This window comes from Synechococcus sp. A15-44 (assembly GCF_014280115.1).
Taxonomy (GTDB): Bacteria; Cyanobacteriota; Cyanobacteriia; order PCC-6307; family Cyanobiaceae; genus Parasynechococcus.
Genome location: NZ_CP047938.1, coordinates 1,760,332 through 1,783,423 on the forward strand (window position 1 = coordinate 1,760,332; position 23,092 = coordinate 1,783,423).

The 23,092-nt window shown below is 64.2% G+C and carries 28 protein-coding genes and 1 pseudogene; 19 read left to right on the top strand and 10 right to left on the bottom strand.

Annotation, left to right across the window (positions count from 1 at the left end; all coding sequences use genetic code 11):
* Nucleotides 1-2 precede the first annotated feature (2 nt).
* From SynA1544_RS09965 to SynA1544_RS09980, 4 genes are all read right to left on the bottom strand, one after another.
* Nucleotides 3-590 (bottom strand): RluA family pseudouridine synthase, encoded by a 588-nt coding sequence (locus SynA1544_RS09965; protein WP_186513354.1) that lies wholly within the window; start codon nt 588-590, stop codon nt 3-5.
* 26 nt (nt 591-616) lie between these two features.
* Complete coding sequence (locus SynA1544_RS09970; RefSeq protein ID WP_186513356.1) at nt 617-1,105, bottom strand: hypothetical protein; 489 nt, start codon at nt 1,103-1,105, stop codon at nt 617-619.
* Nucleotides 1,106-1,187: 82 nt separating this feature from the next.
* Nucleotides 1,188-1,490 (bottom strand): MTH1187 family thiamine-binding protein, encoded by a 303-nt coding sequence (locus SynA1544_RS09975; protein ID WP_186513357.1) that lies wholly within the window; start codon nt 1,488-1,490, stop codon nt 1,188-1,190.
* Nucleotides 1,490-1,738: a hypothetical protein gene (locus SynA1544_RS09980; RefSeq protein WP_011364884.1), complete on the bottom strand. Its 249-nt coding sequence runs from the start codon at nt 1,736-1,738 to the stop codon at nt 1,490-1,492. Before SynA1544_RS09980 ends, SynA1544_RS09975 begins: the two co-directional genes overlap by 1 nt.
* A gap of 18 nt (nt 1,739-1,756) precedes the next feature.
* Here SynA1544_RS09980 and SynA1544_RS09985 point away from each other — a divergent pair, with 18 nt between their 5' ends.
* Together SynA1544_RS09985 and SynA1544_RS09990 are read left to right on the top strand one after the other, a co-directional pair.
* Nucleotides 1,757-2,275: a hypothetical protein gene (locus SynA1544_RS09985; RefSeq protein ID WP_255477576.1), complete on the top strand. Its 519-nt coding sequence runs from the start codon at nt 1,757-1,759 to the stop codon at nt 2,273-2,275.
* Between the two features lie 70 nt (nt 2,276-2,345).
* Nucleotides 2,346-2,555 (top strand): hypothetical protein, encoded by a 210-nt coding sequence (locus tag SynA1544_RS09990; protein WP_186513358.1) that lies wholly within the window; start codon nt 2,346-2,348, stop codon nt 2,553-2,555.
* 30 nt (nt 2,556-2,585) lie between these two features.
* On the opposite strand, the gene SynA1544_RS09995 is transcribed toward SynA1544_RS09990, so the two are convergent.
* Nucleotides 2,586-2,831, bottom strand: coding sequence for a Nif11-like leader peptide family natural product precursor (locus tag SynA1544_RS09995; RefSeq protein WP_186513362.1), 246 nt, complete (start codon nt 2,829-2,831; stop codon nt 2,586-2,588).
* 61 nt (nt 2,832-2,892) lie between these two features.
* Between SynA1544_RS09995 and SynA1544_RS10000 the strand changes: the two genes are divergently transcribed.
* Nucleotides 2,893-3,207, top strand: a complete 315-nt coding sequence (locus SynA1544_RS10000; RefSeq protein WP_186513364.1) for a hypothetical protein — start codon at nt 2,893-2,895, stop codon at nt 3,205-3,207.
* On the opposite strand, the gene SynA1544_RS10005 is transcribed toward SynA1544_RS10000, so the two are convergent.
* Nucleotides 3,124-3,948, bottom strand: a complete 825-nt coding sequence (locus SynA1544_RS10005) for a carbohydrate ABC transporter permease (RefSeq protein ID WP_186513367.1) — start codon at nt 3,946-3,948, stop codon at nt 3,124-3,126. The two genes, SynA1544_RS10000 and SynA1544_RS10005, sit on opposite strands and share 84 nt — an antisense overlap.
* A 10-nt stretch (nt 3,949-3,958) precedes the next feature.
* Nucleotides 3,959-5,581: a 2-isopropylmalate synthase gene (locus SynA1544_RS10010; protein WP_115081872.1), complete on the bottom strand. Its 1,623-nt coding sequence runs from the start codon at nt 5,579-5,581 to the stop codon at nt 3,959-3,961.
* A 110-nt stretch (nt 5,582-5,691) separates the two neighbouring features.
* Between SynA1544_RS10010 and SynA1544_RS10015 the strand changes: the two genes are divergently transcribed.
* A complete protein-coding gene (locus tag SynA1544_RS10015) occupies nt 5,692-7,275 on the top strand; it encodes a glycoside hydrolase family 57 protein (protein ID WP_186513368.1) in 1,584 nt (527 codons plus the stop codon).
* An 81-nt stretch (nt 7,276-7,356) separates the two neighbouring features.
* Here the strand turns inward: SynA1544_RS10015 and crtL are convergent, their stop codons facing one another.
* Nucleotides 7,357-8,595 (bottom strand): lycopene beta cyclase, encoded by a 1,239-nt coding sequence (crtL, locus tag SynA1544_RS10020; RefSeq protein WP_186513370.1) that lies wholly within the window; start codon nt 8,593-8,595, stop codon nt 7,357-7,359.
* Between the two features lie 2 nt (nt 8,596-8,597).
* Nucleotides 8,598-11,195: a DNA gyrase subunit A gene (gene gyrA, locus SynA1544_RS10025; protein WP_186513372.1), complete on the bottom strand. Its 2,598-nt coding sequence runs from the start codon at nt 11,193-11,195 to the stop codon at nt 8,598-8,600.
* 92 nt (nt 11,196-11,287) lie between these two features.
* Here gyrA and SynA1544_RS10030 point away from each other — a divergent pair, with 92 nt between their 5' ends.
* The 5 genes and pseudogenes from SynA1544_RS10030 to rsmD all read left to right on the top strand — a co-directional run.
* A complete protein-coding gene (locus tag SynA1544_RS10030) occupies nt 11,288-11,830 on the top strand; it encodes a CAAD domain-containing protein (RefSeq protein WP_186513375.1) in 543 nt (180 codons plus the stop codon).
* A gap of 49 nt (nt 11,831-11,879) precedes the next feature.
* On the top strand, nt 11,880-13,043 hold the full coding sequence (locus SynA1544_RS10035) for a GuaB3 family IMP dehydrogenase-related protein (RefSeq protein ID WP_186513383.1): 1,164 nt from the start codon (nt 11,880-11,882) through the stop codon (nt 13,041-13,043).
* A gap of 180 nt (nt 13,044-13,223) precedes the next feature.
* Complete coding sequence (trxA, locus tag SynA1544_RS10040) at nt 13,224-13,547, top strand: thioredoxin (RefSeq protein ID WP_006851354.1); 324 nt, start codon at nt 13,224-13,226, stop codon at nt 13,545-13,547.
* 26 nt (nt 13,548-13,573) lie between these two features.
* Nucleotides 13,574-14,215 (top strand): imidazole glycerol phosphate synthase subunit HisH, encoded by a 642-nt coding sequence (gene hisH / locus SynA1544_RS10045; RefSeq protein WP_186513385.1) that lies wholly within the window; start codon nt 13,574-13,576, stop codon nt 14,213-14,215.
* Nucleotides 14,212-14,748: pseudogene (rsmD, locus tag SynA1544_RS10050) on the top strand (16S rRNA (guanine(966)-N(2))-methyltransferase RsmD); the annotation flags it as partial. The gene hisH and the pseudogene rsmD, both read left to right, overlap by 4 nt.
* Nucleotides 14,749-14,761: 13 nt before the next feature.
* On the opposite strand, the gene petG reads toward rsmD, so the two are convergent.
* Nucleotides 14,762-14,878, bottom strand: coding sequence for a cytochrome b6-f complex subunit V (petG, locus tag SynA1544_RS14820; protein WP_071823076.1), 117 nt, complete (start codon nt 14,876-14,878; stop codon nt 14,762-14,764).
* Nucleotides 14,879-14,934: 56 nt separating this feature from the next.
* Between petG and SynA1544_RS10055 the strand changes: the two genes are divergently transcribed.
* From SynA1544_RS10055 to SynA1544_RS10100, 10 genes are all read left to right on the top strand, one after another.
* The gene (locus SynA1544_RS10055) at nt 14,935-15,348 is read left to right on the top strand and encodes a cytochrome c (protein WP_186513389.1); all 414 of its coding nucleotides are present in this window, start codon (nt 14,935-14,937) and stop codon (nt 15,346-15,348) included.
* Nucleotides 15,349-15,357: 9 nt separating this feature from the next.
* Nucleotides 15,358-16,104 carry an RNA methyltransferase gene (locus SynA1544_RS10060; protein ID WP_186513399.1) on the top strand — a complete coding sequence of 249 codons (747 nt, stop codon included), beginning with the start codon at nt 15,358-15,360 and terminating at the stop codon, nt 16,102-16,104.
* A 28-nt stretch (nt 16,105-16,132) separates the two neighbouring features.
* The gene (locus tag SynA1544_RS10065) at nt 16,133-17,278 is read left to right on the top strand and encodes a serine hydrolase (RefSeq protein WP_186513402.1); all 1,146 of its coding nucleotides are present in this window, start codon (nt 16,133-16,135) and stop codon (nt 17,276-17,278) included.
* Entirely contained in the window at nt 17,275-18,627 is a 1,353-nt protein-coding gene (locus SynA1544_RS10070) for a DUF3370 domain-containing protein (RefSeq protein ID WP_186513404.1), read from the top strand. Before SynA1544_RS10065 ends, SynA1544_RS10070 begins: the two co-directional genes overlap by 4 nt.
* Before the next feature lie 20 nt (nt 18,628-18,647).
* Entirely contained in the window at nt 18,648-19,736 is a 1,089-nt protein-coding gene (bchI, locus tag SynA1544_RS10075) for a magnesium chelatase ATPase subunit I (protein ID WP_186513405.1), read from the top strand.
* Between the two features lie 18 nt (nt 19,737-19,754).
* Nucleotides 19,755-20,219: a crossover junction endodeoxyribonuclease RuvC gene (gene ruvC, locus SynA1544_RS10080; RefSeq protein WP_186513406.1), complete on the top strand. Its 465-nt coding sequence runs from the start codon at nt 19,755-19,757 to the stop codon at nt 20,217-20,219.
* Entirely contained in the window at nt 20,216-20,764 is a 549-nt protein-coding gene (locus SynA1544_RS10085; RefSeq protein WP_186513407.1) for a 5-formyltetrahydrofolate cyclo-ligase, read from the top strand. Before ruvC ends, SynA1544_RS10085 begins: the two co-directional genes overlap by 4 nt.
* An 11-nt stretch (nt 20,765-20,775) precedes the next feature.
* Entirely contained in the window at nt 20,776-21,219 is a 444-nt protein-coding gene (locus tag SynA1544_RS10090) for a hypothetical protein (protein ID WP_186513408.1), read from the top strand.
* A gap of 7 nt (nt 21,220-21,226) precedes the next feature.
* Nucleotides 21,227-21,649: a SufE family protein gene (locus SynA1544_RS10095; RefSeq protein ID WP_114988587.1), complete on the top strand. Its 423-nt coding sequence runs from the start codon at nt 21,227-21,229 to the stop codon at nt 21,647-21,649.
* Between the two features lie 87 nt (nt 21,650-21,736).
* Entirely contained in the window at nt 21,737-23,044 is a 1,308-nt protein-coding gene (locus SynA1544_RS10100) for a homoserine dehydrogenase (RefSeq protein ID WP_186513409.1), read from the top strand.
* Nucleotides 23,045-23,092: the final 48 nt, after the last annotated feature.

A 23,092-nucleotide genomic window follows, 5' to 3' on the forward strand; every position in this document is an offset into this window, starting at 1 on the left:
GTTCAGCACTCAGTGACAAAGGGAACCTCCTGCGCGATCAAACGGACGCGCACCTGGGTGAAGGGATGGCGAAAGCTCAGGGCCTGGGCATGCAGATGCAAGCGGCAGGACCGGCCGGCATCCCCATAGATGGGATCGCCCACGATGGGGTGACCCCGTTCGGCCAGATGGGCCCGCAGCTGATGGGAGCGCCCCGTGAGCGGACGCAGCCAGAGCCGCGTGCAGCGGGCACCAGCGGCGCGGGCTCTCCAGATCGTCAGCGCCAGACGTCCCTCGGGGTGGCTGCCGTAGCGCGGCGGTTGGCGCGACAGGCGTGCCAGGGGGCTGGCGATGCAACCGCGGCCGTGGAGCGCCCCCTCCACATCCGCCTGGTACAGCTTGTTGATCCGCCGTTCAGCAAACAAGGCACTGAGGCGGCGCAGGGCATCAGCACTTCGGGCCAAGAGCAGCACCCCCGAGGTGTCGCGGTCCAGACGGTGAACCAGGCGCAGGCTTTGGTCCTGCTGCTGCAAGCGGGTGATCACGGAATCGCTTTGCTCGGGCCCCAGGCCCGGTTGGCTCAGCAGGCCGGCGGGCTTGTCGACCGCCATCAGCCACGGGTCCCGGATCAGCAGCTTCAAGGGGAGAGCCGCTGGGCGCAGTGTTTTTCAAACAAGGCCACCACCTGCTCCGCGGGCAGGGCCTGAATCAGCCGGGCTTCCGCCTCAACGTGATGCTGGCTGGAGTGATAGAGCTGCAACTCGTGAAAAGGGTTGGGGTCCTGCTGGCGGGCCAGCTCCACCTCACGGCTGAGCAAGGCCGCCGGCATCAGGTTGCCGCCATGGCACGACTGCATCACATGGGCTGATTCATGGGCCAGCACCACCCAAACCACGGCGGGATCGTCGGGCAGGTTGTTGCCACACATCAACAGGGCCTGCTTGCCCTCATGGAAGGCCCCCAGCAAGCCCAAGGGGCAGTCGGGTGCCACCAGGGCCTTCACGCCTGCCCGCTGCAGCAGCCGCAGGTAACTGGCAATGCGATCCCACGTTGAGGCTTGAATAGCACTGCCCGTCAGCTGCAACACCAGCAGAGCCAACAGCGCAGCCCTGAAACGGCGACCCATCAAGCCAGGGACCACAGAACAATCTCATTGGTCTCAAGATCGGCTCAAGCCGGCTCGATTCCCACCGAAGTTCTACAGATTTTCAGTCGCCAAGAAGCTTTTCCACAGACGAGACCTTCTCAGCGAACGACTGCTGCCGGTCGGTGCGGGTGTTGAGCTTGAGCGTTGTGTAGAGACGCGGAGCCCCCATGCGGTGCAACTCGGCATGACACGCCCGCACACAGTCCATGACCTCATCCCACGGGCCTTCGATCGCTGTGCCATTGGGACCCAGCTGGTGGGTCAGGCCCGTGGCGGCGATCACCCGCTCACAGGCGGCGATGTAGGGCGAAAGGCTGACGCCCACACCGATCGGCACCACGCAGAGGTCAACACTGACCCACATCAGCCCGCCATCGCACTGGATCGGCTCAAGCAACTGACGGGGTAATCAATGGTGCGCCAACTGCCGCTGTCGGTTCGTACTTCAACCGCAATGCCCTGCTGACCCATGGAACAGCGGGACCCTTGTCCCGTGCACCAATCGCTGGCATCAGCGAGGGCCAATTCCAACGTGTCGTAAGGGGCGTCGAGCACCGGATGCGGCTGACCGTCGAGGCCAACCAACCGGTAGCGGGAGCGATGCTTGGCCATCGCAGTCCAATCCCGGAAGTGTCACCATCTTCCCATGGCCCCGACCCAGCGGCATTCCCACACTGGAGCCAGCAACGGGACGCCAAGGGCATGAGTGAACAGCTGCAGCAGGCCTACAACGCCTTGATGGTGAAGGCTCCGGGGGCAGCGTTTCAAAAAGCACGGGCCCTGTATCTCAACAAATATCCACTTCCCCAGGCCGATGGCAGTGCTCCGCTGCGGCTCTACGTCTGTGATGAGCAGCTGGAGGAATCGATTCAGCCCGCCAACGATGGTGATCCGAATCACCGCCTGGCGATTCTCCGCTCACGGCCGGGGCAGTTGGCCGTGGTGCACTGGCAACAACCCCATCCGCCGGAGCCGGAGCAGCTGCACCGCTACCTGCAGGACACCTGGTCGCTCAACCCGGACGAGCTGGAGATCGAGGCCCTCAGAACCCCCTGGTTCCGGGAGGGCGGGCATCAAAGCCGCTTTGCCGCACCGACGGGGTTGGGCTGGCAACAACAAACCCTCTTAACCCTCAAGGAAGAAAAGTGAAAGCAATTCCGCAGAACGACAACAGCCGCTCAACGGCATCGCTAGCCAGAAGAGATAGCCCTCCCAGCCAATGTTCACCAAACACGTCGAACGCTATGTGCTGAGGTCCTGCTCGGAGGGCGGCTATCTCTGCATCAATGCGGTGAACCAACGCATCGAGAGCCAACCCTCCCTCGACAAAGCCTGGATCTTTCACAGCCACGATGGAGCTGTTAACCACGCTCTTTCGATCGGCGAAGTGCTCGGAGAAACACCGGACGTGGTGAAGCTGGATCTGTGAACTGAGCTGTGAACTGAAACGTGGTGGTGATCAGCCGTGGATGAAATTGCGCAGGCGGCGTGATTCGGCAGCTTGATCCTGCTGAAGCTCAGCTGCCGTTCGCGCGTGGTGTTCACGCTGCTGGGCCGCGAAGACATCCGCCTCACTCAGGGCAAAGCCGTGCTCGGCAGCGAGCCCGAGAAACCGCTCGAGATCCATGGGCTGCGCGAGGGCCTTGGCCAGATCAGGGTCGCTGTCGCGACGCGTGAGAAACCGATCCAGATCCTCGAGAGACATCCCTGCACCACTTGTTGCGTGCTCCCATTCAAGTCAGCATCGACCCAAGTGGGGAGGTTGCATGCTGTTGAAACTGATCAGCTGCGGCAGCCTGGCGCTGGTGAGTGTTCTGGTGGTGACCCTGCTGCAGGGTTTGCGGCAGCACAACCAATGCATCCATGCGCTGCAGGAGCGGATCGATCAACTGGAGGAGCGCACACCGAACCGCGCCCACAGTGAGCTGCTCAGCCAACAGATGGGTGTGATGCAGGAACGCATGGACGCCTTCTCCACCATGCGCACCTCGGCCGCTTCACCCCTTCACCGCATCCCCGCTGGCATTGGGCAGGATGAAGCGCTGCAACAGCACGAACACGACCAACACCGGCAGGATTGAGACCACCGAGCCGGCGGCAACGATCCGCCAATCCAGCGAAAAGCTGCTGGAGAGCTGCTGCAACCCCAGAGGCAAGGTGTAGAGGGACGGGTCGTCGAGGATCACCAGCGGCCAGAGGAAATCACTCCAGGTGCCGATGAACACGAACATCGCCAGGGTGATGAGATCGGCTTTGGCGGCGGGAATCATCACGTTCCACCATTCCCCCAGGCGGCTGCAGCCATCGATGCGTGCAGCCTCCTCCAGCTCCTTGGGGACACCCAGGAAGCTCTGGCGCAGCAGATAAAGGCCAAAGGCTGTGGCCGCCTGGGGAATCACCAGGGCCAGCAGGGTGTTGCGCAGCCCCAGCTGCACCATCAGCAGATACAGCGGAATCATCACCACCTGAAACGGGATCAGGATCGTGGCCACCACCAACCCCAGCACCAGGCCCCGGCCGGCGAAGCGCAGCCGGGCCAGGGGGTAGGCGGCCAGGGAGCAGAACAGCAGGTTGGCCAGCACCGCCAGGCCACTCACCACGGTGCTGTTGAACAGATAGGTGGTGAGGGGATTGTCCTGAAACAGCCGCACGTAGGCATCTAGGCTCGGCTGGGCGGGCAGCAACGCCGGTGGACTGCTGAAGATGTCTTCCGCCGGGCCCTTGAGCGAGGTGCTCACCAACCAGAGCAACGGCGTGAGCACCAGCATCGCCAGAAGAATCAGCAGCACCAGCTGAACGGCCTTGGCGGTGGAGGTGCGCATGGCGTCGGCTCTAGAGCGTCGGTCGGGTCTCCAGGACAACAGGATCCTTCTGCGGATGCAATGACTGGCGCTCCTCTCCGGCCACCAGGCGATTGAGGGCGTTCACGAAGGCCATGGCCGCCGCCACCACCACATCGGTGTCTGCAGCGTGACCGGAATAGAGCGCACCGTTGCGGCGCAGGCGAATGGTCACATCGCCCATGGCATCGATGCCCTCGGTGACCGACTTCACCGAAAACTCGATCAATTCATTGGGCACACCCGCCAGATCATTCAGGGCACGGCAGACGGCATCCACCGGACCGGTGCCCACTGCCGAGCCCGTGGTTTCACTGCCCTCTTCATCCGAAAGGGTGACGGTGGCGGTGGGGCGCAGGCTGCTGCCGCAGCTGACCTGCACCAGCTTGAGCTGGAAACGGGCTTCCGGCTGCTGCACCTGTTCGCTGACGATCGCCTCCAGATCACGGTCGGTGATCTCGCGCTTGCGATCAGCGAGTTCCTTGAAGCGGGCAAAAGCCTCATCGAGGTCCTCACGGGTGAGGTCGTAGCCCAGCTCCTCCAGGCGAGCGCGAACGGCACTGCGGCCGCTCAGCTTGCCGAGGGAGATGCGGTTGTCGGACAAGCCCACCGTCTGGGCGTCAATGATTTCGTAGGTGAGCCGATTCTTGAGAACGCCGTCCTGGTGGATGCCGGATTCATGGGCGAAGGCATTGGCACCAACGATGGCCTTGTTGGGCTGCACCACCATGCCGGTGAGATTGGAGACCAGCCGTGAGGTCTTGGTGATCTCTTCGGTGCGCACAGCCGTGAGTGGCGTGGGGCTGTCCTCCTCCCGGCCAAAGAAGGGGTTGTAGTAACGACGCCTCACGTGCAGCGCCATCACCAACTCCTCGAGGGAGGCATTGCCGGCCCGTTCGCCGATGCCGTTGATCGTGCATTCGAGCTGACGGGCGCCGTTCTTGACGGCCTCGAGGAAATTGGCCACGGCCAGGCCGAGATCGTTGTGGCCGTGCACCGAGATCACGGCATCGCCGATGTTGGGCACGTGCTGATTGATGCCAGCGATCAGCGCACCGAACTCCGAGGGGGTGGTGTAGCCGACGGTGTCGGGAATGTTGATCGTGGTGGCACCCGCGGCAATCGCCGCCTCAATCACCTCGTAAAGGAACTCCGGATCGCTGCGGCCGGCGTCTTCACAGGAGAACTCAACATCCTCCACAAGAGAGCGGGCGTAGCTCACCATCTCGGGGACGATGCCGAGCACATCGGCACGGCTCTTGCGCAGCTTGTGCTCGAGGTGGATGTCGCTGGTGGCGATGAAGGTGTGAATGCGGCGACGCGGGGCTGGCGCCACGGCATCGGCGCAGGCCTTGATGTCGGCCCGTGAGGCACGGGCCAGACCACAGATGATCGGGCCGTTGTCGCCACCCACCTGCTGGGCGATCCGCTGCACGGCAGCGAAATCCCCGGGACTGGCGAAGGGGAACCCCGCCTCGATCACATCCACACCGAGCCGCGCCAGCTGCTGGGCAATGGCCAGCTTTTCCTCCAGGTTGAGGCTCGCCCCGGGCGACTGCTCACCATCCCGCAGGGTGGTGTCAAAAATCAGGACGCGACCGGGGTCCTTGGCCATGGAAGGGGCTCCAGCGGAGGTCTTAGTCGGAATGACTATGAGTTAACCCATCCTAGTTCAGCCCCCGAGGGGGGAATCGGATTAAATTCAGCCACCGTTTGGGCTTGTTCGTGACCAAAGGCGCTGTCGCCCTGGTGTTGCATGCCCATCTGCCCTACGTGCGGTCGGCACAACCTGGCTCCCTGGAGGAGGACTGGTTTTTCCAGGCCCTGATCGAGTGTTATCTGCCGCTGCTTGAAACGCTGGAGCGGGCCAGCGCCGACCCCCACCAGCAACCCAAGCTCACCATCGGCCTATCGCCGACGCTGCTTTCGCTGCTGAGCGATCAAGACCTCAAGCAGCGCTTCCCCGACTGGCTGAACGAACGGCTTGATCTGCTGCCGAAGGCCGACCCATCCCTGCGCGTAGGCGCCGAGCACCTGGCGGCCACGATCGAGCGGCATCAGCAGGCCTGGCAGAGCTGCGACGGCGATCTGATCCAACGCTTCGCCGCCCTGCAGCGCCAGGGGGTGGTGGACCTGCTCACCTGCGGCGCCACCCACGGCTATTTGCCCCTGCTGCGCCATCACCCGGAAGCGGTGCGCGGGCAACTGCGCACGGCGGTGCGGGAACACCAACGCCTCGTGGGCGAACGCCCCTTGGGGATCTGGTTGCCGGAATGCGCCTATTACGAGGGCCTGGATCGCTGGATGCGCGATGCGGGGCTGCGCTACGCCGTGCTGGACGGCCATGGGTTGCTGCACGGCCGGCCCAGACCCCGCTATGGGGTGTACGCCCCGATCTGCAGCCGCAATGGGGTGGCCTTCTTCGGGCGCGACAGTGACGCCACGCTGCCGGTTTGGTCGGCCAAGGACGGCTACCCCGGCGATCCCCACTACCGCGAGTTCCACCGGGATCTGGGCTGGGACCTGCCGATCGAAGAGCTCAAACCCCTGGGGCTCGACCAGCCGCGACCGCTCGGCCTGAAGCTGCATCGGGTCACCGACCACAGCGCGCCGTTAGACCGCAAACACCCCTACGAACCGGGGGTGGCAGCGGAACGGGTGAAAGAGCATGCCGCCGATTACCTGCAGGGCCGCCGGCGGCAGTTGGATCAGCTCGGCGCTGCCATGGACGTGTCCCCCCTGCTGGTGGCCCCCTTCGATGCCGAACTGTTTGGCCACTGGTGGTTTGAAGGCCCGGCTTTTCTCAGCCAGCTGTTTCAGCAGGCACCTCAGGAAGGGGTGGCCTTCACCCGGCTGCGCGATGTGCTGAACAACGTTGGCCAGCTTCAGCTCTGCGATCCCTGCCCCTCCAGCTGGGGGCAAGGGGGCTATCACGACTACTGGCTGAACGACAGCAATGCCTGGATCATTCCTGAGTGGGAAAAGGCCAGCGCCGCAATGGTGCAGCGCTGCAGCCGCGGCGTGGGCAGCGAGCAGGCGATGCAGTGGCTGCAGCAGGCGGCGCGGGAATTGTTGCTGGCGCAGTCATCGGATTGGAGCTTCATCCTCCGAGCCGGCACCACCACCGAACTGGCCAAAGAACGGGTCCAGCGACATCTGGGCCGCTTCTGGCAGTTGATGCAGGCGATCGACGGCAGCACCGAATTGCCGGAGGGCTGGCTTGAGGAAGTGCAGACGGACGACCGCCTCTTCCCGCTGATTCAGCCGTTGGACTGGGCTCCGGTGAATCCCTCTACACCCAGCACTTAAACGAATTCCTCCCCCATTTGGGGGAGACGCGCATGTTCATCGCTCTCTTAACTGAGGGATCTGAACTCGGCTGAAACGATCTCAAAACCGCGGGGCTTGATCCTGAGCCGCCCCCAGCACCAATCCCCGCCGCAATTCCCAAGGCGAAAGGGCGAACAAACGCAGCATCACCCCCATCAAGCGCGGCAGCGGCAGGGTGTTGGTGAGAAAGCCAAACCAATCCTCCCGCGGCAGCGAAAAGAAGGTGGCGAAGTGGGTGCGCAAGAGCGCTTCGTTGAAGCCCATCAAACGGCCCAAACCGAACTGATAAAGCTGATGGCGCATTACCAATTCGATCGGCCAAAGCGCTTGCCAGCCCCGTTGCGCCAACGCCGCTGAGTCAAGGCTTGGATTAGCGATGGCTTCGGCTAAAGCCTGGGCCAGATCAGGCCCCCGCCGCAGCAGCGATCCCACCATGTAACCCGAGGCCGGATGCACCATGCTCGCCGCACCACCGAAAGCCAGCACCGGCTGATTGCGATCTGGCAGCGGCAGGTTCATCGGGAAGAGGCAGAACTCCTCATGAATCACCTCGGTGATCTCCACGCCGCGCAGATCGAGGCGCTGCTGCAGCCGTTGCTTGAGCACGTCGTAAGGAACCCCTGGCGCCAAAGCGAGTGAGGTTTCCTCCACGAAGAACACCCCATCGCCCAGATCCATCGCATACAAAAACGTTGGTGGTTCATGGCGCTGCTCCTCGCTGAGGTGATCACAGCGGTAGTCCATCAACACAAACCGGCCCGGCTCAATCGGCAGTTTGGAGAAACGCCCCACCACGCCATAGGCCGCCTGGCCCGCCACCGGCCCCTGATCCGGCCGGCGAATGTGGGGCGTGCGCGAACCAGAGGCATCAATCACCAAGCGCGCCTGCAGGGTGGATCCTGATGCGCAACACACGTTGGTGGTTGCACCATTCACCTCCACCCGCTGAACGGTGTCTTGATGAAAGACCACCCCATCGGCACGCTTCAGCCAATGGTGCTGCAGAGCCGCCCGATCGAACAGGCCGTAGTCGATCCCGTGGGCATGGCTCTGATCCTGAGCCGTTGAGCCGCCTTCTCCGAAATAACTAACGGTGTCGCTCCAGCGGTGCTCCAGCAGCTGCTCAAGCCCCACCGCTTTGAGTTCATCGGCCCAGATGCCGTAGGTGTTCGGCCAGGGATCGTCAACCGGATCCGGGGCAATGGCCGCAACAGCCACACCCCGTTGGTTCAGTTCCGAAGCGATGCAGAGGGCAGCAGGACCGCCCCCCAGCACCAACACATCCACCGGCTCAGCCAAGGTCAGCTGTCCTGCGCCTCAGATTCAGTGTCGTTGGACTCGTTGTCGTCAGCTGAGTCGTCCTCCGCTTCCGGCGGCACCAGCACCACCTTCAGCAGCCGGTCGCCCTTGTCCAGCTTCTGCAGACGCACACCCGTCGCGGCACGGGATTGCTGAGGGATGGCATCGGCGCTGGTGCGCACGATCACCCCCTTCTCGCTCACCAGCAACAGCTCTTCACCGGCACCCAACACACTCAGCCCCACCAGTTGATCGGCTTCGGTGCGGAACTTCATCGCCCGCAAGCCCATACCGGCCCGCTTCTGCAAACGGAATTGCGTCACCGGCACCCGTTTGCCCAGACCCGAAGCCGATGCCACGAGCACCCAAGGGCCCTCGCTGGCGGCATCCTCTTCATCGTCAGCACTGGCGGCCACCTGATCGGCGAGTTCCACCGGCAGCACATCCATGCTCACCAGGGCATCGCCATCCCGCAGGTTCATCGACCGCACGCCGCGGGCGGTGCGGCCCAGGGGCCGCAACTCTTCGTCGCTGAGGCGGAAGTGGATGGTCATCCCGGCTTTGGAGCCGATCAAGACGCTGTCGCCGGGCACCGCCAACCGCACCCAGGTGAGGGCATCGCCTTCCTCCAGGTTGATGGCGATCAGACCGTTGGAGCGGATGTTGCTGAAGGCCGAAAGGCGGGTGCGCTTGATGAAGCCACCTCGGGTGAGCATCACCAGGTCGGTGTCGTCGCTGAATTCCGACACCGGAATCAACGTGGTGATCGCTTCTTCCCGGGGGATCGGCAGCAGCTGCACCACCGGCGTTCCCTTGGCCGCACGGCTGCACTGGGGCACGCGGTAGGCGGGCAGGGCGTACGACACACCGCGGTCGCTGAACAGCACCAAGGTGTCGTGGTCGTTGCAACTGATGAACAGCTTCACCGCATCTTCACCCTGGCTGCGGGTGCCGGCCTTGCCGCGGGTGCCGCGGCTGGTGGCCTCAAATTCGCTCACCGGCATCCGCTTGAGATAGCCGGTCTCCGTGAGCAGCACCACCGAACGCTCGTTGGCGATCAGGTCGATGTCGGAGAGGCCACCGCCGAGGTCGAGGATTTCGGTGCGGCGCGGCGTCGGGTAGCGCTCCTGGAGCTGAGTGAGCTCGTCCTGAATGATCCCGAACACCCGCTCTCGCCGGCCAAGGATGTCCTTGTAGTCGGCGATCTTGGTGACCAGATCTTCGTGCTCAAGCCGAATCTTGTCGGCTTCAAGCGCAGTGAGGCGACGCAGCTGCATCTGCAGGATGGCGTCTGCCTGGATGTCGGACAGGCCATGGCGATCCTGCAGCTGTTGCCGTGCCGTGGCCGTATCGGGGGCAGCCCGGATCAGGGCAATGATCGGATCGAGCTGATCGAGGGCCAGCAGCAGGCCCAGCAGGATGTGGTCGCGCTCCTCGGCCTTGCGCAGCAGGTAGCGGGTGCGGCGCTCGATCGTCTCGACCCGGAAGTCGAGGAACACCTCGAGCATCTTGCGCAGGGTGAGCAGGATCGGCTCACCGTTTACCAGCGCCAGCATGTAGGCACTGAAGTTGCTCTGCAGCGGAGTGAGCTTGAACAGGTTGTTCAGCACCACCTGCGGGTAGGCGTCGCGGCGCAGCTCCACGACGATCCGCATGCCATCGCGATCGCTTTCGTCGCGGATGTCGGAGATCCCCTCGAGCTTCTTGTCGTTGACCAGCTCTGCGATGCGCTCGATCAGCGCCGCTTTGTTGGTCTGATACGGCAGTTCCGTGATGATCACCGCATCGCGATCAGGGCGCCCCGGCGCCTCGATCGTTTCGATGTTGGCCACGCCTCGCATGGTCACCGAGCCGCGGCCGCCCAGGTAGGTCTCGCGGATGCCTTCACGCCCCAGGATCTGACCACCGGTGGGGAAGTCCGGTCCGGGGATCAGCTGGATCAACTCCTGATCCGTGATCTCGGGGTTCGCGATCAGCGCCTGCAAGCCATCAATCAGTTCATTGAGGTTGTGGGGCGGAATGTTCGTCGCCATCCCCACGGCGATGCCTGCAGAACCATTCAGCAGCAGCTGCGGGATCCGGGCCGGCAGCACCGTGGGCTCCTGCTGGGAGCCATCAAAGTTGTCGGCGAAATCAACGGTCTCGGCCTCGATGTCCTCCAGGAGGCTGTCGGTGGTCAGCGCCCGCAACCGTGATTCGGTGTATCGCATGGCCGCCGGTGGGTCGTTGTCCACCGAGCCGAAGTTGCCGTGCCCATCAATCAGGGGCATCGACATCGAGAAGTCCTGGGCCATGCGCACCAGGGCGTCGTACACGGCGGTGTCGCCGTGGGGGTGATATTTGCCGAGCACTTCGCCCACCACACGGGCGCACTTGCGGTAAGGCCTGTCGCTGGTGAGGCCCAGCTCGTACATCGCGTACAGAATCCGGCGATGCACCGGCTTGAGGCCATCGCGGGCATCGGGCAGGGCCCGACCCACGATCACGCTCATCGCATACTCCAGATAGGAGCGCGACATCTCGTTGCGTAGATCCGTCTGAATGATCCGATCGTCGGAATCGCCGGGACCGCCGCTGCCAGGCCCCACAGAATCCGTCATACGTGCATCAGACGTCCTTTAACAGTCTATCTCGGACAGTGGATCCAACCTGAAAACTCCGGATAAAGTCCCAACTGCTTTCCACTGACGTGATGGGTCCTGTCGACGAGCCTCGCCCTGAAGCCGAATCCGCAGGCAGCGACCCAACACCGGCACCGGAGCCCACTCCAGCCCCAACGCTAGAGCCTGCGCCAACGCCGGCACCGCTACCCCCAACACCCGCGCCCACTCCAGCGCCGACTCCTGACCCGGTGATCGCCTCCACCGTGTCGATCCCCGCCCAGGAGGATGCCGATCAGGACGGTTCTGATCTGGAGGGTGGCGAATGGGATCTGCTGGTGGGCAAGGTCAAGGCCTGGCTCGAGCAGAACGACCTGAACGAACTGTGGAGCAAGGCCCAGCTTCCCCTGCGGGTGATTGGCGGCCTGATCGTCTTCAGCCTGGTGGCGAAGGTCTACTCCGGAGTCCTCAACACCATTGACAGCCTCCCTCTTGTGCCAGGCCTGCTGGAGCTCGCCGGACTGATCTGGTTGGTGAACTTCGCTCTGCGCAACCTGATCCGCAACAGCGATCGGGACCAATTCCTCGCGAGTGCCCGTTCCACCTGGAGCCGTGTCACAGGCCGATCAAGCTGAGGCGATCATCCCGATTGGTAGCTTGATCTGACTTTATTGAAGTCGCGCGGTGGACATTCAGCTCGGACGCTCCAAGACCGTTCGCCGGGCCTACGGAATCGATGAAATCGCTCTGGTGCCTGGGGGTCGCACGGTGGACCCCGAGGTCACCGATACCTGTTGGACCCTGGGGGGCATCGAGCGAGAGATTCCCATCATCGCCAGCGCCATGGACGGCGTGGTGGATGTGGGCATGGCCGTTCGGCTGTCCCAACTGGGCGCCCTCGGCGTGCTCAACCTGGAGGGTGTGCAGACCCGCTACGACGACCCCAACCAGGTGCTGGATCGCATCGCCGCTGTCGGGAAGGACGAATTCGTCCCGCTGATGCAGGAGATCTACAGCCAACCGGTACAGGAAGCGCTGATCCGCAAACGCATCCAGGACATCAAGGCCCAGGGAGGCATTGCAGCCGTCAGTGGCACTCCGGTGGCCGCCATGCGTTTCGGCAAGGCCATCGCCGAAGCCGGAGCCGACCTCTTCTTCGTGCAGGCCACCGTGGTCTCGACGGATCACACCGGTCCTGCAGGCCAGGAGACCCTGGATCTGGAAGCCCTGTGCCGCGACATGGGCGTTCCCGTGGTGATCGGCAACTGCGTCACCTACGACGTGGCCCTGCAGCTGATGCGTGCCGGTGCAGCCGGCGTGATGGTGGGCATCGGACCCGGTGCCGCCTGCACCTCCCGCGGCGTTCTCGGCGTGGGCATTCCCCAGGCCACAGCTGTTGCAGACTGCGCCTCCGCCAGGGCTGACTACGAAAAGGAAAGCGGGCGCTACGTGCCGATCGTGGCTGACGGTGGCATCGTCACCGGCGGTGACATCTGCAAGTGCATCGCCTGCGGCGCCGACGCCGTGATGATCGGCTCACCCATCGCCCGCTCTGAAGAAGCTCCCGGCCGCGGCTTCCACTGGGGCATGGCCACCCCAAGCCCGGTGCTGCCCCGCGGCACCCGCATCAATGTGGGCAACACCGGCAGCATCGAACGCATCCTCCGCGGCCCGGCCAAATTGGACGACGGCACCCACAACCTGCTGGGCTGCCTGAAGACATCCATGGGCACCCTGGGGGCACGAACCATCAAGGAAATGCAACAGGTGGAAGTGGTTGTGGCCCCTTCCCTGCTGACGGAAGGCAAGGTCTACCAAAAGGCCCAGCACCTTGGGATGGGCAAGTAGGGCAGGGCTAAGTTGGATGTGTGCGGGCTTCGGCCCACACACTCCTCACACCCCCCGGCCCGGCGAGATCGGGCTTTCACTCTTTGTGGAGAGCGACTGTCACAGTTCCCTTCTCGCCAGGGAAGAGCTGTGTTTTCGCTCGAAACCATTGCTAAATTCTCCCCAAACCTCCCTGCTCATATGTCCAGCGCTGCTGCTGTCACCGATGCATCCTTCGAGCAGGACGTGCTCCAGAGCGACGTGCCGGTTCTGGTGGACTTCTGGGCACCCTGGTGTGGCCCCTGCCGCATGGTGGCTCCGATCGTGGAAGAGATCGCCAAGGAATTCGACGGCCAGATCAAGGTGTTCAAGCTCAACACCGATGAGAACCCCAACGTTGCAAGCCAGTACGGCATACGCAGCATCCCCACGCTGATGGTTTTCAAGGGCGGCCAGAAGGTCGACACCGTGGTGGGTGCTGTTCCCAAGGCAACCCTTTCAGGCACCATCTCCAAGTACCTCTGAATCCGTCTCCAGAACGGAACAACCGGTTGAGCCTGAACCTTGGGTTAATTGATTACGGCATGGGCAACCTCCACTCCGTGGAGAAATGCCTGGAGCGGTTGGGGCAAGGCTGCTCCACGATCAAATCTGCCGATGATCTTGAAGGCATTGATGCGCTGATCCTGCCCGGGGTCGGCGCCTTCGATCCAGCCATGGCCAACCTCAGGGCCACCGGACTGGTGCCCCACCTGCTGAGCTGGGGCCAAGAAGATCGTCCGTTGCTCGGCATCTGCCTTGGCCTGCAGCTGCTGTTTGAACAGAGCGATGAAGGCAGCGATCCAGGCCTGGGACTCCTGCCCGGACGTGTGGAACGTCTTCCCGAAGACAGCGGCGAACGCATCCCCCACATGGGCTGGGCACCGTTGAAGCATCACGGCAGCTGCCCACTGCTCAGCAGCGATGCCCCATCGGAATGGGTGTATTTCGTGCACAGCTACGCCGCTGTTCCCAGCGATCGAAATGACCTCAAAGCCTCGGCCCCCTTCGGCGATCAGGAGGTGACCGCTGTGGTCTGGCGGGGCCGCGTCGGCGCTTGCCAGTTCCATCCAGAGAAGTCGTCCGATGCCGGAGAACAGATGCTCAAGCGCTGGTTGACCTGGCTGCGCAACGGGGCTGAACCCTGCCCATGAGCGGTGGCGGGCAACTGCGCCTCAGCGGGGGGCGACGGCTGCTGAGCCCTGGGGGTCGCACGGCTCGGCCCACCACCTCCAGGGTGCGCGAAGCGGTGATGAACATCCTTGCCCCGCACCTGCAGGACTGCCGCTGGCTCGACCTCTGCAGCGGCAGCGGCGTGATGGGGTGTGAGGCCCTGCAGCGAGGGGCGCGCTGTGTGGTGGCCGTTGATCAAGACCCGCAGTGCATCCGCATCAGCCGCAGCAACCTCACTGTCGTGGCGGAAAGCCGTTCACCGGCTCCGGAGATCCGCACCGAACGGCGGGAACTGATCTCGTGGCTGCGCAAGGGCTGGAGCCAGGAGCCATTCGACATCGTCTATTTCGACCCTCCCTACGACCAGGGCCTCTACGAACCCTGCCTGATCTCCCTCGCCGAGGGGAATTGGCTTCACCAGGATTCTCTGGTGGTGTGTGAACACCGCTCCAATCTGAACCCAGAACCGGGGTCAGATTGGACAGTGGTGGATCAACGCCGCTACGGCATCAGCTGCGTGATGCTGCTCAGCCCCCCAGAGCGCTGCCACCACGGCGGTACTGGTTCCATGCCGCCACGAACAGACCCATCAGCGTGACGGGGATCAGACCCAGAACGATGCCGCAGAGCAGAGGTTCGATCATTGCGTCGCGTCAGCAATCAGAATTAGGGAGAATTCTCTCATTGGAACTCCAGGTCTGTGGTCCAGCCGTCACGAATTGCGGCCGAATCGGAATCAGCTGATGCAAATGATTCGAGCGATCGGGGTCGCGGCCTGATCGCCGCGCTCGTGGTGTCGGCTGCCACGGCCTGCGTGGTGCTGGTGCTCTGGGTTCTGGGCAGCGCCCAGCAGGACCCCTACATCAAGGCCAGCCTTGAGCTGCAGGGGGCGGTTGACCACGGCGGCCAGCTGTTCCGAATCAATTGCGCCGGCTGCCATGGCCTTGCCGGCCAGGGGTTGGTGGGCCCTCAACTTCAGGGCGTCAGCAACCAACTCAAAGACCCCGTTCTGGTGCACCAGATCATCAGTGGCGAAACTCCCCCCATGCCGAGCTTTGAGATAGAACCGCAATCGATGGCCGACCTGCTGGCCTACCTGCACACCCTCAGCTGAGCCGCTGCCTTGAATGCCGTTGTCGTGCTGGTGGAGCCGGCCGGCCCCCTGAACATCGGAAGCGTGGCCAGGCTCTGCGCCAATTTCGGGGTGAGCGAGCTGCGGCTGGTGGCACCCCGCTGTGACCACCTCAGCGAGGAGGCCATGCTGATGGCCGTGCACGGCCAGGCGCTGCTTCAGGGCGCCGTGGTGGTTCCCGACCTGCTGACGGCCATCCATGACTGCCGCCGCACCGTGGGCAGTTGCGGACGCCTGGACCATGGCGAGATTCCCCTGCAAACACCCGAACAGGCCCTGGGTTGGTTGCTGGCCGGCGATGGCAGCAGCTCCAACTCAGACGCCCCCGTGGCCCTGGTGTTTGGACGGGAAGACCGCGGCCTCAGCAACAGTGAGCTGCGGCTCTGCCAGAGGGTTCTCTGCCTGCAGAGCGGGGAGGCCTATCCCTCGCTGAATCTCTCCCACGCCGTGGCGGTGGTGCTGCATGAGTTGGCCCGCCTCAACAGCGGGACCACGGAAACCCGCAGAATCGAGCCCCCATCGCCGGACCCGGCAGCCGCCAAGGCGCTTTCAGCCTGTCTTGACGACGCCACTGACCTGCTGCTGGAGGCCGGTTTCCTGCTGGAGCACACCGCCGCCGCCCGCATGGCCAAGGTGCGGGATCTGCTGCAACGCGCCACGGTGCGCGCCGAGGAGGTGGCTCTGCTGCGGGGAATGGTGCGCCAACTGCGCTGGGCCATCCGCGCCAAGCGCCCCTAATCTCTGCCGAACAGTCACGGCTGAAAGGTTGAGCAGCAGTCGTTCGTCACGTCGCTCCGCCGGCTGGAAAGGTCCGGCCCAGCTCATTCTGCGGCTGGTGTTGATGGGGGTGGGTCTTGGACTGCTCACCGGCAGCGGCCTGCGGCTGCTGGCGCCCCCCGTTCAGCAACAGGAGATCGCCCTACCCAGCTGGCTGGCCGATCAAGCGCTGATCACGACGCTGCTCGGTGAGGCCGTGGAGCCGCCCAGCACTGAAAATGCCTCAGGGAAGAAAACTGCTCCTGTCGTGGCGAAGGGCCTGAAGCAGGCACGCTTCGCCCCCAGGCAGGAAATCAGGGCGCTGAGTGAGCGCTGGCTGGAGCTGGCCGCGCAACAGAGCGATCTGCAGGCCAGCGCCTACATGCTGATCCTCGACGACGGACGCTTTGCAGCCATGCAGGCCGAACGGCCGATGGCTGCCGCCAGCTCGATCAAGACGCCGATCCTGCTCGCAGTACTGGAACTGCTGGATCAGGGAACACTGCAGTGGAACGAACCGCTCACGCTCACCGAAGAGCTGGTGGGGGGAGGCGCCGGATGGATGGCCTCCCGGCCCCTGGGCAGTCGCTTCCCCACCCATGAGGTAGCCACGGAAATGATCCGGGTGAGCGACAACTCCGCCACCAACCTGATGATTGCCCGGGCGGGGGGAATGGATGCGATCAACGCCCGCTTTCAGGAGCTGGACCTGCCCTCCACCGTGGTGAACAACTGGCTGCCGGATCTCGACGGAACCAACACCACCAGTGCCAGAGATCTCAGCCGGGCCATCGCCTTGGTTGACAGCGGTGAGCTGCTGGCTCCCCGCAGCCGGGATCTGTTTCGCGAGGTGATGGGCACGTCGATCACCAATACGCTGCTGCCCAGGGGCTTGATGCGCGGCCTCGGTGGCGCCCAGGGCAAACCGGACGCAAGCCTGGCCCGCAAGGGATACCGCGTCTACAACAAAACAGGTGACATCGGCATCGCCTACGCCGATGCCGGGCTGATCGAACTCCCCGACGGACGACGCGCTGTGGCGGGATTTCTGGTGGAGGGCCCCTTCAATGACCCCCGATCCACCGAACTGATCCGTCAGCTCGCCGCTGCCATGGCACCGCACCTCAAACCCATCCCTGTTCCGCCCAAGCCATGAAGCTCGCTCCGCTGTTGTCTGCTGCCTGGCTGGCTGTTGCAGCCATGCCCGGCGCTGCGGAGGTGATTGAGCGTCAGCAGAGCGTTCGCCCCCTGCCGGGAGGCCTCGACAGCGTGTTGATGGTGAACGACAACAACCCCGAACTGATCGAGGACGACGGCATCCTGATCTCAACCTTCCCCGATGGGAAGGCGGCGTCGGTTCCGGTGGTGCTCAACGGTCGCTTCGACCTGTTCAGCCACCACGTGTATGCCGGTGATACGGAGGGCAGCCCCAGCTCAACCCTGTGGCTGGCGGTGCTTGCAGCTCCGCTGGGGAATGCTCCTGTGTCCCTGCAGCTGCTCTCGGGCAGCACTTCGCTTTCGCAGGCCACAGGGCCCGGCCAGACCCAGGCCCCCTTTCTTCCCTTGCCGAGCCTGATGCCGGAAACCACCGACGTGGTGGCGTCTGGCCCCGGCAGCCGTGTGGCCGGAGATCTGTTGGCCGGCCGGCGCGCAGCGGAACTCACCAACCGCCGCTGGACCCTGGCTCCCGGCGCACCCACACAGCTGTTGCTGCTGCCCATTCCCGTGGCCGGTCTCGATCCCCTGCTCAACGGCCGCAACCTGCAACTGCGCTTCCACAGCTCTGGCCCTGTGGCGCTGGCCACCCTGGCCGCCCACGGTGAAGACGGCAAGGCTCCAAGCGAGCAGCACTGGCTGCAGCTGCTCAAGGACCAACGCATGAGCAGCAAGGAGCACCAACCCACCCCACGGGGGAGCCAAGGCAAGATCATTTATTCCCGGGTGAGCGGTGTTCAGATCGGCAGCAGCTGGCGGGCCCGCATCACCGACCCGGGAAGCCCGGTGCTGGCCGCACCCACGGCCCCCATCTCCTGGCCAATCAGCAGCCTGGAGCGCGGCACCCTCGCCACCAACCAGGTGCAAACCGCGGAACTCAAACGCTTTTACCCCGGCACCGCCTGGGCGGCCCATGGCAACTACGGGGTGGAGTACGACCTCACCCTGCCGCTGCAAAACACCGGTTCAGCCGCGGTGACGCTTCAGCTGTCGCTGGATTCGCCCCTCAAAGGCAACAGCACCACCTCTCTGCTGCGCTTCCGCGATGACCTCAACGGTCCGGTGATGTTCCGCGGACCAGTGCAGACCACGGGTCTGGAGGATCCCGAGGGTGTTCCCCTGGGACGCCAGACCCAGCATCTGGTGCTGCGCCAGGGGCAGCGGGGGCCGTCCTTGGGACAGCTGATGCTCCAGCCAGGGGAGGCCAAGCAGGTGCGCGTTCGCCTGGTCTATCCCGCTGATGCCACGCCACCGCAGGTCATCACCGTGCAGCCTGTGAAACAATCCTGAGCACGCCTAGAGAATTGCTCGTGACTGCACCCCGGAAGCGCAGGGTCTTCCCCTTCACTGCGGTGATCGGTCAGGAGGAGATGAAGCTGGCCCTGCTTCTCAACGTGATTGATCCGCGCATCGGCGGCGTGATGATCATGGGAGACCGTGGCACCGGCAAATCCACCACGATCCGTGCTCTGGCCGATCTGCTGCCGGACATCGACGTTGTCGCTGGCGATCCCTACAACAGCTCGGCCAGCGATCCCGACCTGCAGAGCAGTGAGGTGCGCGAGCGGATGCAGCAGGGGGAAACCCTGAGCACCGAACCGCGGCAGGTGCCGATGGTGGACCTGCCCCTCGGTGCAACGGAAGACCGCCTCTGCGGCACCATCGACATCGAGAAAGCCCTGAGCGAAGGCGTGCGCGCCTTTGAGCCCGGCCTGCTGGCCAAGGCCAACCGCGGCCTGCTCTACGTGGATGAGGTGAACCTGCTCGACGACCACCTCGTCGACGTGCTTCTCGACTCCGCCGCCTCCGGCTGGAACACCGTGGAACGGGAAGGCGTCTCCGTGCGTCACCCCGCGCGTTTCGTGTTGATCGGCTCCGGCAACCCCGAGGAAGGTGAACTCCGCCCCCAGCTGCTCGACCGTTTCGGCATGAGCGTGGAAGTGCGCACCGTGCGTGATCCGGAACTGCGGGTGCAGGTGGTGGACCAGCGCACCGCTTTCGACAGCGATCCCGATGGCTTCAGCACCGCCGTGGAGGGCAACCAAAACGCCCTGCAACAGCGGGTGGTGGAGGCCCAGCAACGCCTCGGCCAGGTGAGCATCGACGAGGATCTGCGCCTGCGCATCTCCGCCGTCTGCGGCGAGCTGGATGTGGATGGTCTGCGGGGTGACATCGTCACCAACCGTGCCGCCCGGGCCCTGGCCGCCTTCGAGGGACGCACAGAAGTGAGCGAGGAAGACGTGGCCCGCGTGGCCTCCTGCTGCCTGCGCCACCGGCTGCGAAAGGACCCCCTGGAGCAGGTGGATTCCGGCGACCGTGTGGTGAAAGTGTTCTGCAAGGTGTTTGAGCGGAGCGAGAGCAGCGACCGCGCTGATTTCGAACTGGCCCTCGCCGCTTGATCCCCCCACAATCAGCCCATGCGGATCCTCGGCATCGACCCGGGCCTCGCCCGGGTGGGCTACGGGGTGATCGACATTCAGGACGGATGCCAGCGCATGCTCGATTGCGGCATCATCCAGACCGATTCCGGTCGCTCTGACGGTGATCGCATGGTGGAGATCGCTGGCGACCTGCGCCAGCTGATCCGGATCTGGCGCCCGGAACTGGCGGCCGTGGAGAAGTTTTTCTTCTACCGATCCAGCAACACCATCAACGTGGTGCAGGCGCGGGGCGTGGTGGTGATGACCCTGGCCCGCTACAAGATCCCGATGGTGGAGTTCCCACCCATGCAGATCAAATTCGCCGTGGCGGGGTTCGGCCATGCCGAAAAGGATGAGGTGCTGGAGGCGGTGATGCGGGAGTTGAACCTGGAGGAACCGCCCCGCCCGGACGATGCGGCCGATGCCCTTGCGGTGGCGCTGACGGCCTGGTTGCAGCGATGAGCAGCAAGCCAACCCTGCGCCGTCACTTCAAAGCCCAGCGTCATCTGGAGGAAGCCGCCACGCGATCCATCCAGAACGCCGTGGCGGCGCTGATCGACCAGTCCAACTGCGGCAGCCGCCATGTGGGCATCTACTGGCCCCTCCCGGGGGAAGTTGATGTACGGCAGCTGCGGGATGGTCCCCATCCGCCCTTGGCCTTGCCGGTGGCCGATGGCAACGGCAGGCTCATCTACCGAAGCTGGTGTGAGGAACCGCTTCAGCCCGATGGCTGCGGCATTCCCGCTCCTGCCACAGGAGATGCTCTGAAACCCGATCAACTGGCGCTGCTGCTGGTGCCGGCGCTTGCGGTGGACGGCGCGGGAATCCGCCTGGGCTATGGCGGTGGGTATTACGACCGGCTCAGGGCTGATCCCGCCTGGGCTGCCGTGCCGGCCTGGGTGGTGCTGCCCTCAACCTGCCTTGCGGCCGAGGCGTTGCCTCGGGAGTCCTGGGATGTTCCGTTCACCGGCTGGATCACGGAACAGGGTGCTGGTCGACCCGCCTGAGAGGCCGCATCATGGGCAGCATCGATCGCCCTTCCATGCTGCGTCTGCTGGCTCCACTGCTTCTGCTCGGCTCAGTGCTGCAGGGCGCGCTGCTGGCCCCTGCCAAAGCCCATCAGATCGAAAGTGCTCTGCAGTATCTCGATGGCGATCTGCAATTGAGCAGCAGCTTTTCAAACGGTGAGCCCACCCAGGGGGCCGTTGTTCGCCTGCTCAATGCCGATGGCACGCCAGGGCAGGAACTGGGCCGCACCGATGCCGAGGGACGCCTGAGCCTCGATCTCAGCAGCGTGAGCAACGGCACCGTTGATCTCCAGGTGGACGGTGGTCCAGGCCACCGCGACTACCTCGAACTTCCCGTTCAAGACGGCGAAGTGGATCTGAACGAGGTGGTCATGTTCCCCTTCAGCCTGGTGATGGTGGGGCTGCTGGTTAGCGTGCGATGTCGAAACGACTGAGCCCCGCATGGCCACCAGCACCGGCAGCGATGCCCTCGACCGGATGGTGGAGCGCCTGGGCGGCACCGCCGATCCAAAACGCCGCTACGAATACGTGCTCTGGTTGGCCAAGAAGCTCGCACCCATGCCGGCCGAGGAGCAGACCGACGACATCAAGGTGAAGGGATGTGTGTCGCAGGTGTTTGTGCGGGGTGCCCTCGATGAGGGAGTGATGCGCTGGCAGGGCGACTCCGATGCGCTGATCACCAAGGGACTGCTCGCATTGTTGATCCAGGGGCTGGATGGATTGACGCCGGCCCAGGTGCAGGCGGTGGACCCGGCCTTCATTGCAGCAACAGGCCTGCAGGCCAGCCTGACGCCCTCACGCGCCAATGGCTTCCTCAACATCCTCCTGGCCATGCAGGAGCAGGCCCGTCAACTGGACAGCTGACCCAAGCGCTGATCAGGACAGGGACAGAAGCCGAATCACGTCAATACATAGAGTCGCTCGCAAACGTTCCAACACGGATCACAGGGGATGGCAGCAAAGGTCGGCGTGGGTCTGCTGGGACTGGGCACGGTTGGCGGTGGAGTGGCATCGATCCTCCAGAACCCCAGCGAACGTCACCCGCTGGTGGGTGAACTGGAGCTGATCCGTGTTGCCGTCCGCGATCTGAACCGCCCCCGGCCCGTTGCTCTGGACGAAAGCCTGCTGACCACCGACCCATCGGCGGTGATTCAGGACCCAGCCGTGGACGTGGTGGTGGAGGTGATCGGTGGTCTAGAGCCGGCCCGCAGCCTGATTCTCCAGGCGATTGCAGCCGGCAAATCGGTGGTGACCGCCAACAAGGCCGTGATCGCGCGCCACGGTCAGGAAATCGCTGAAGCCGCGGCCGCCGCAGGGGTGTACGTGCTGATCGAGGCCGCTGTTGGTGGCGGCATTCCCATCATTGAGCCGCTGAAGCAGTCCCTGGGGGGCAACCGCATCAACCGCGTCAGCGGCATCATCAACGGCACCACCAACTACATCCTCACTCGCATGGCTGAGGAGGGGGCTGCCTACGACGCGGTGCTTAAGGATGCCCAGGAGCTGGGCTACGCCGAAGCCGATCCGGCAGCGGATGTGGACGGTCTTGATGCGGCCGACAAGATCGCGATCCTTGCGACCCTGGCCTTCGGCGGCAGCGTGGATCGCGCTGCCGTTCCCACCGACGGCATCAGTGGCCTGCAGGGCGTGGATGTGGATTACGCCAATCAACTGGGCTACGGCGTGAAGCTGCTGGCGGTGGCCGAGCGCATGGCGGAAAGCGGCGATCCCCTGCCCCTCTCCCTGCGGGTGCAGCCCACGCTGGTTCCCATGGACCACCCCCTGGCGGGCGTGAACGGCGTCAACAACGCCATCCTTGTGGAAGGTGACCCCATCGGCCGGGTGATGTTCTACGGCCCCGGCGCGGGCGCCGGCCCGACCGCCTCTGCGGTTGTGGCCGACATCCTCAACATCGCCGGCATCCGCCAGGCCAGTGAAGGGCCGGGGAACGTGGATCCCCTGCTGGCCGCCAGCAGCTGGCGCCCCTGCGCGCTCGTCGACTCAGGCGACATTCGCCAACGCCACTATGTGCGTTTCAAGACAAAAGACGCCCCTGGCGTGATCGGCAACGTGGGCGGCTGCTTCGGCCAACGCAACGTGTCGATCCAGTCGATCGTGCAGTTCAATGCCAGCGACGCCGGCGCCGAGATCGTTGTGATCACCCATGAAGTGAGCCAACGCCAGATGAATGAAGCCCTGGACGCCATCCAGGCTTTGCCGGAGGTGTCTGGCCTCGCTGCTCACCTCGGCTGCCTCTAAGGAGAGCTTCCGCCCTAGCGAATGCCCCCTGGCGTGCGTCAGAGTGTC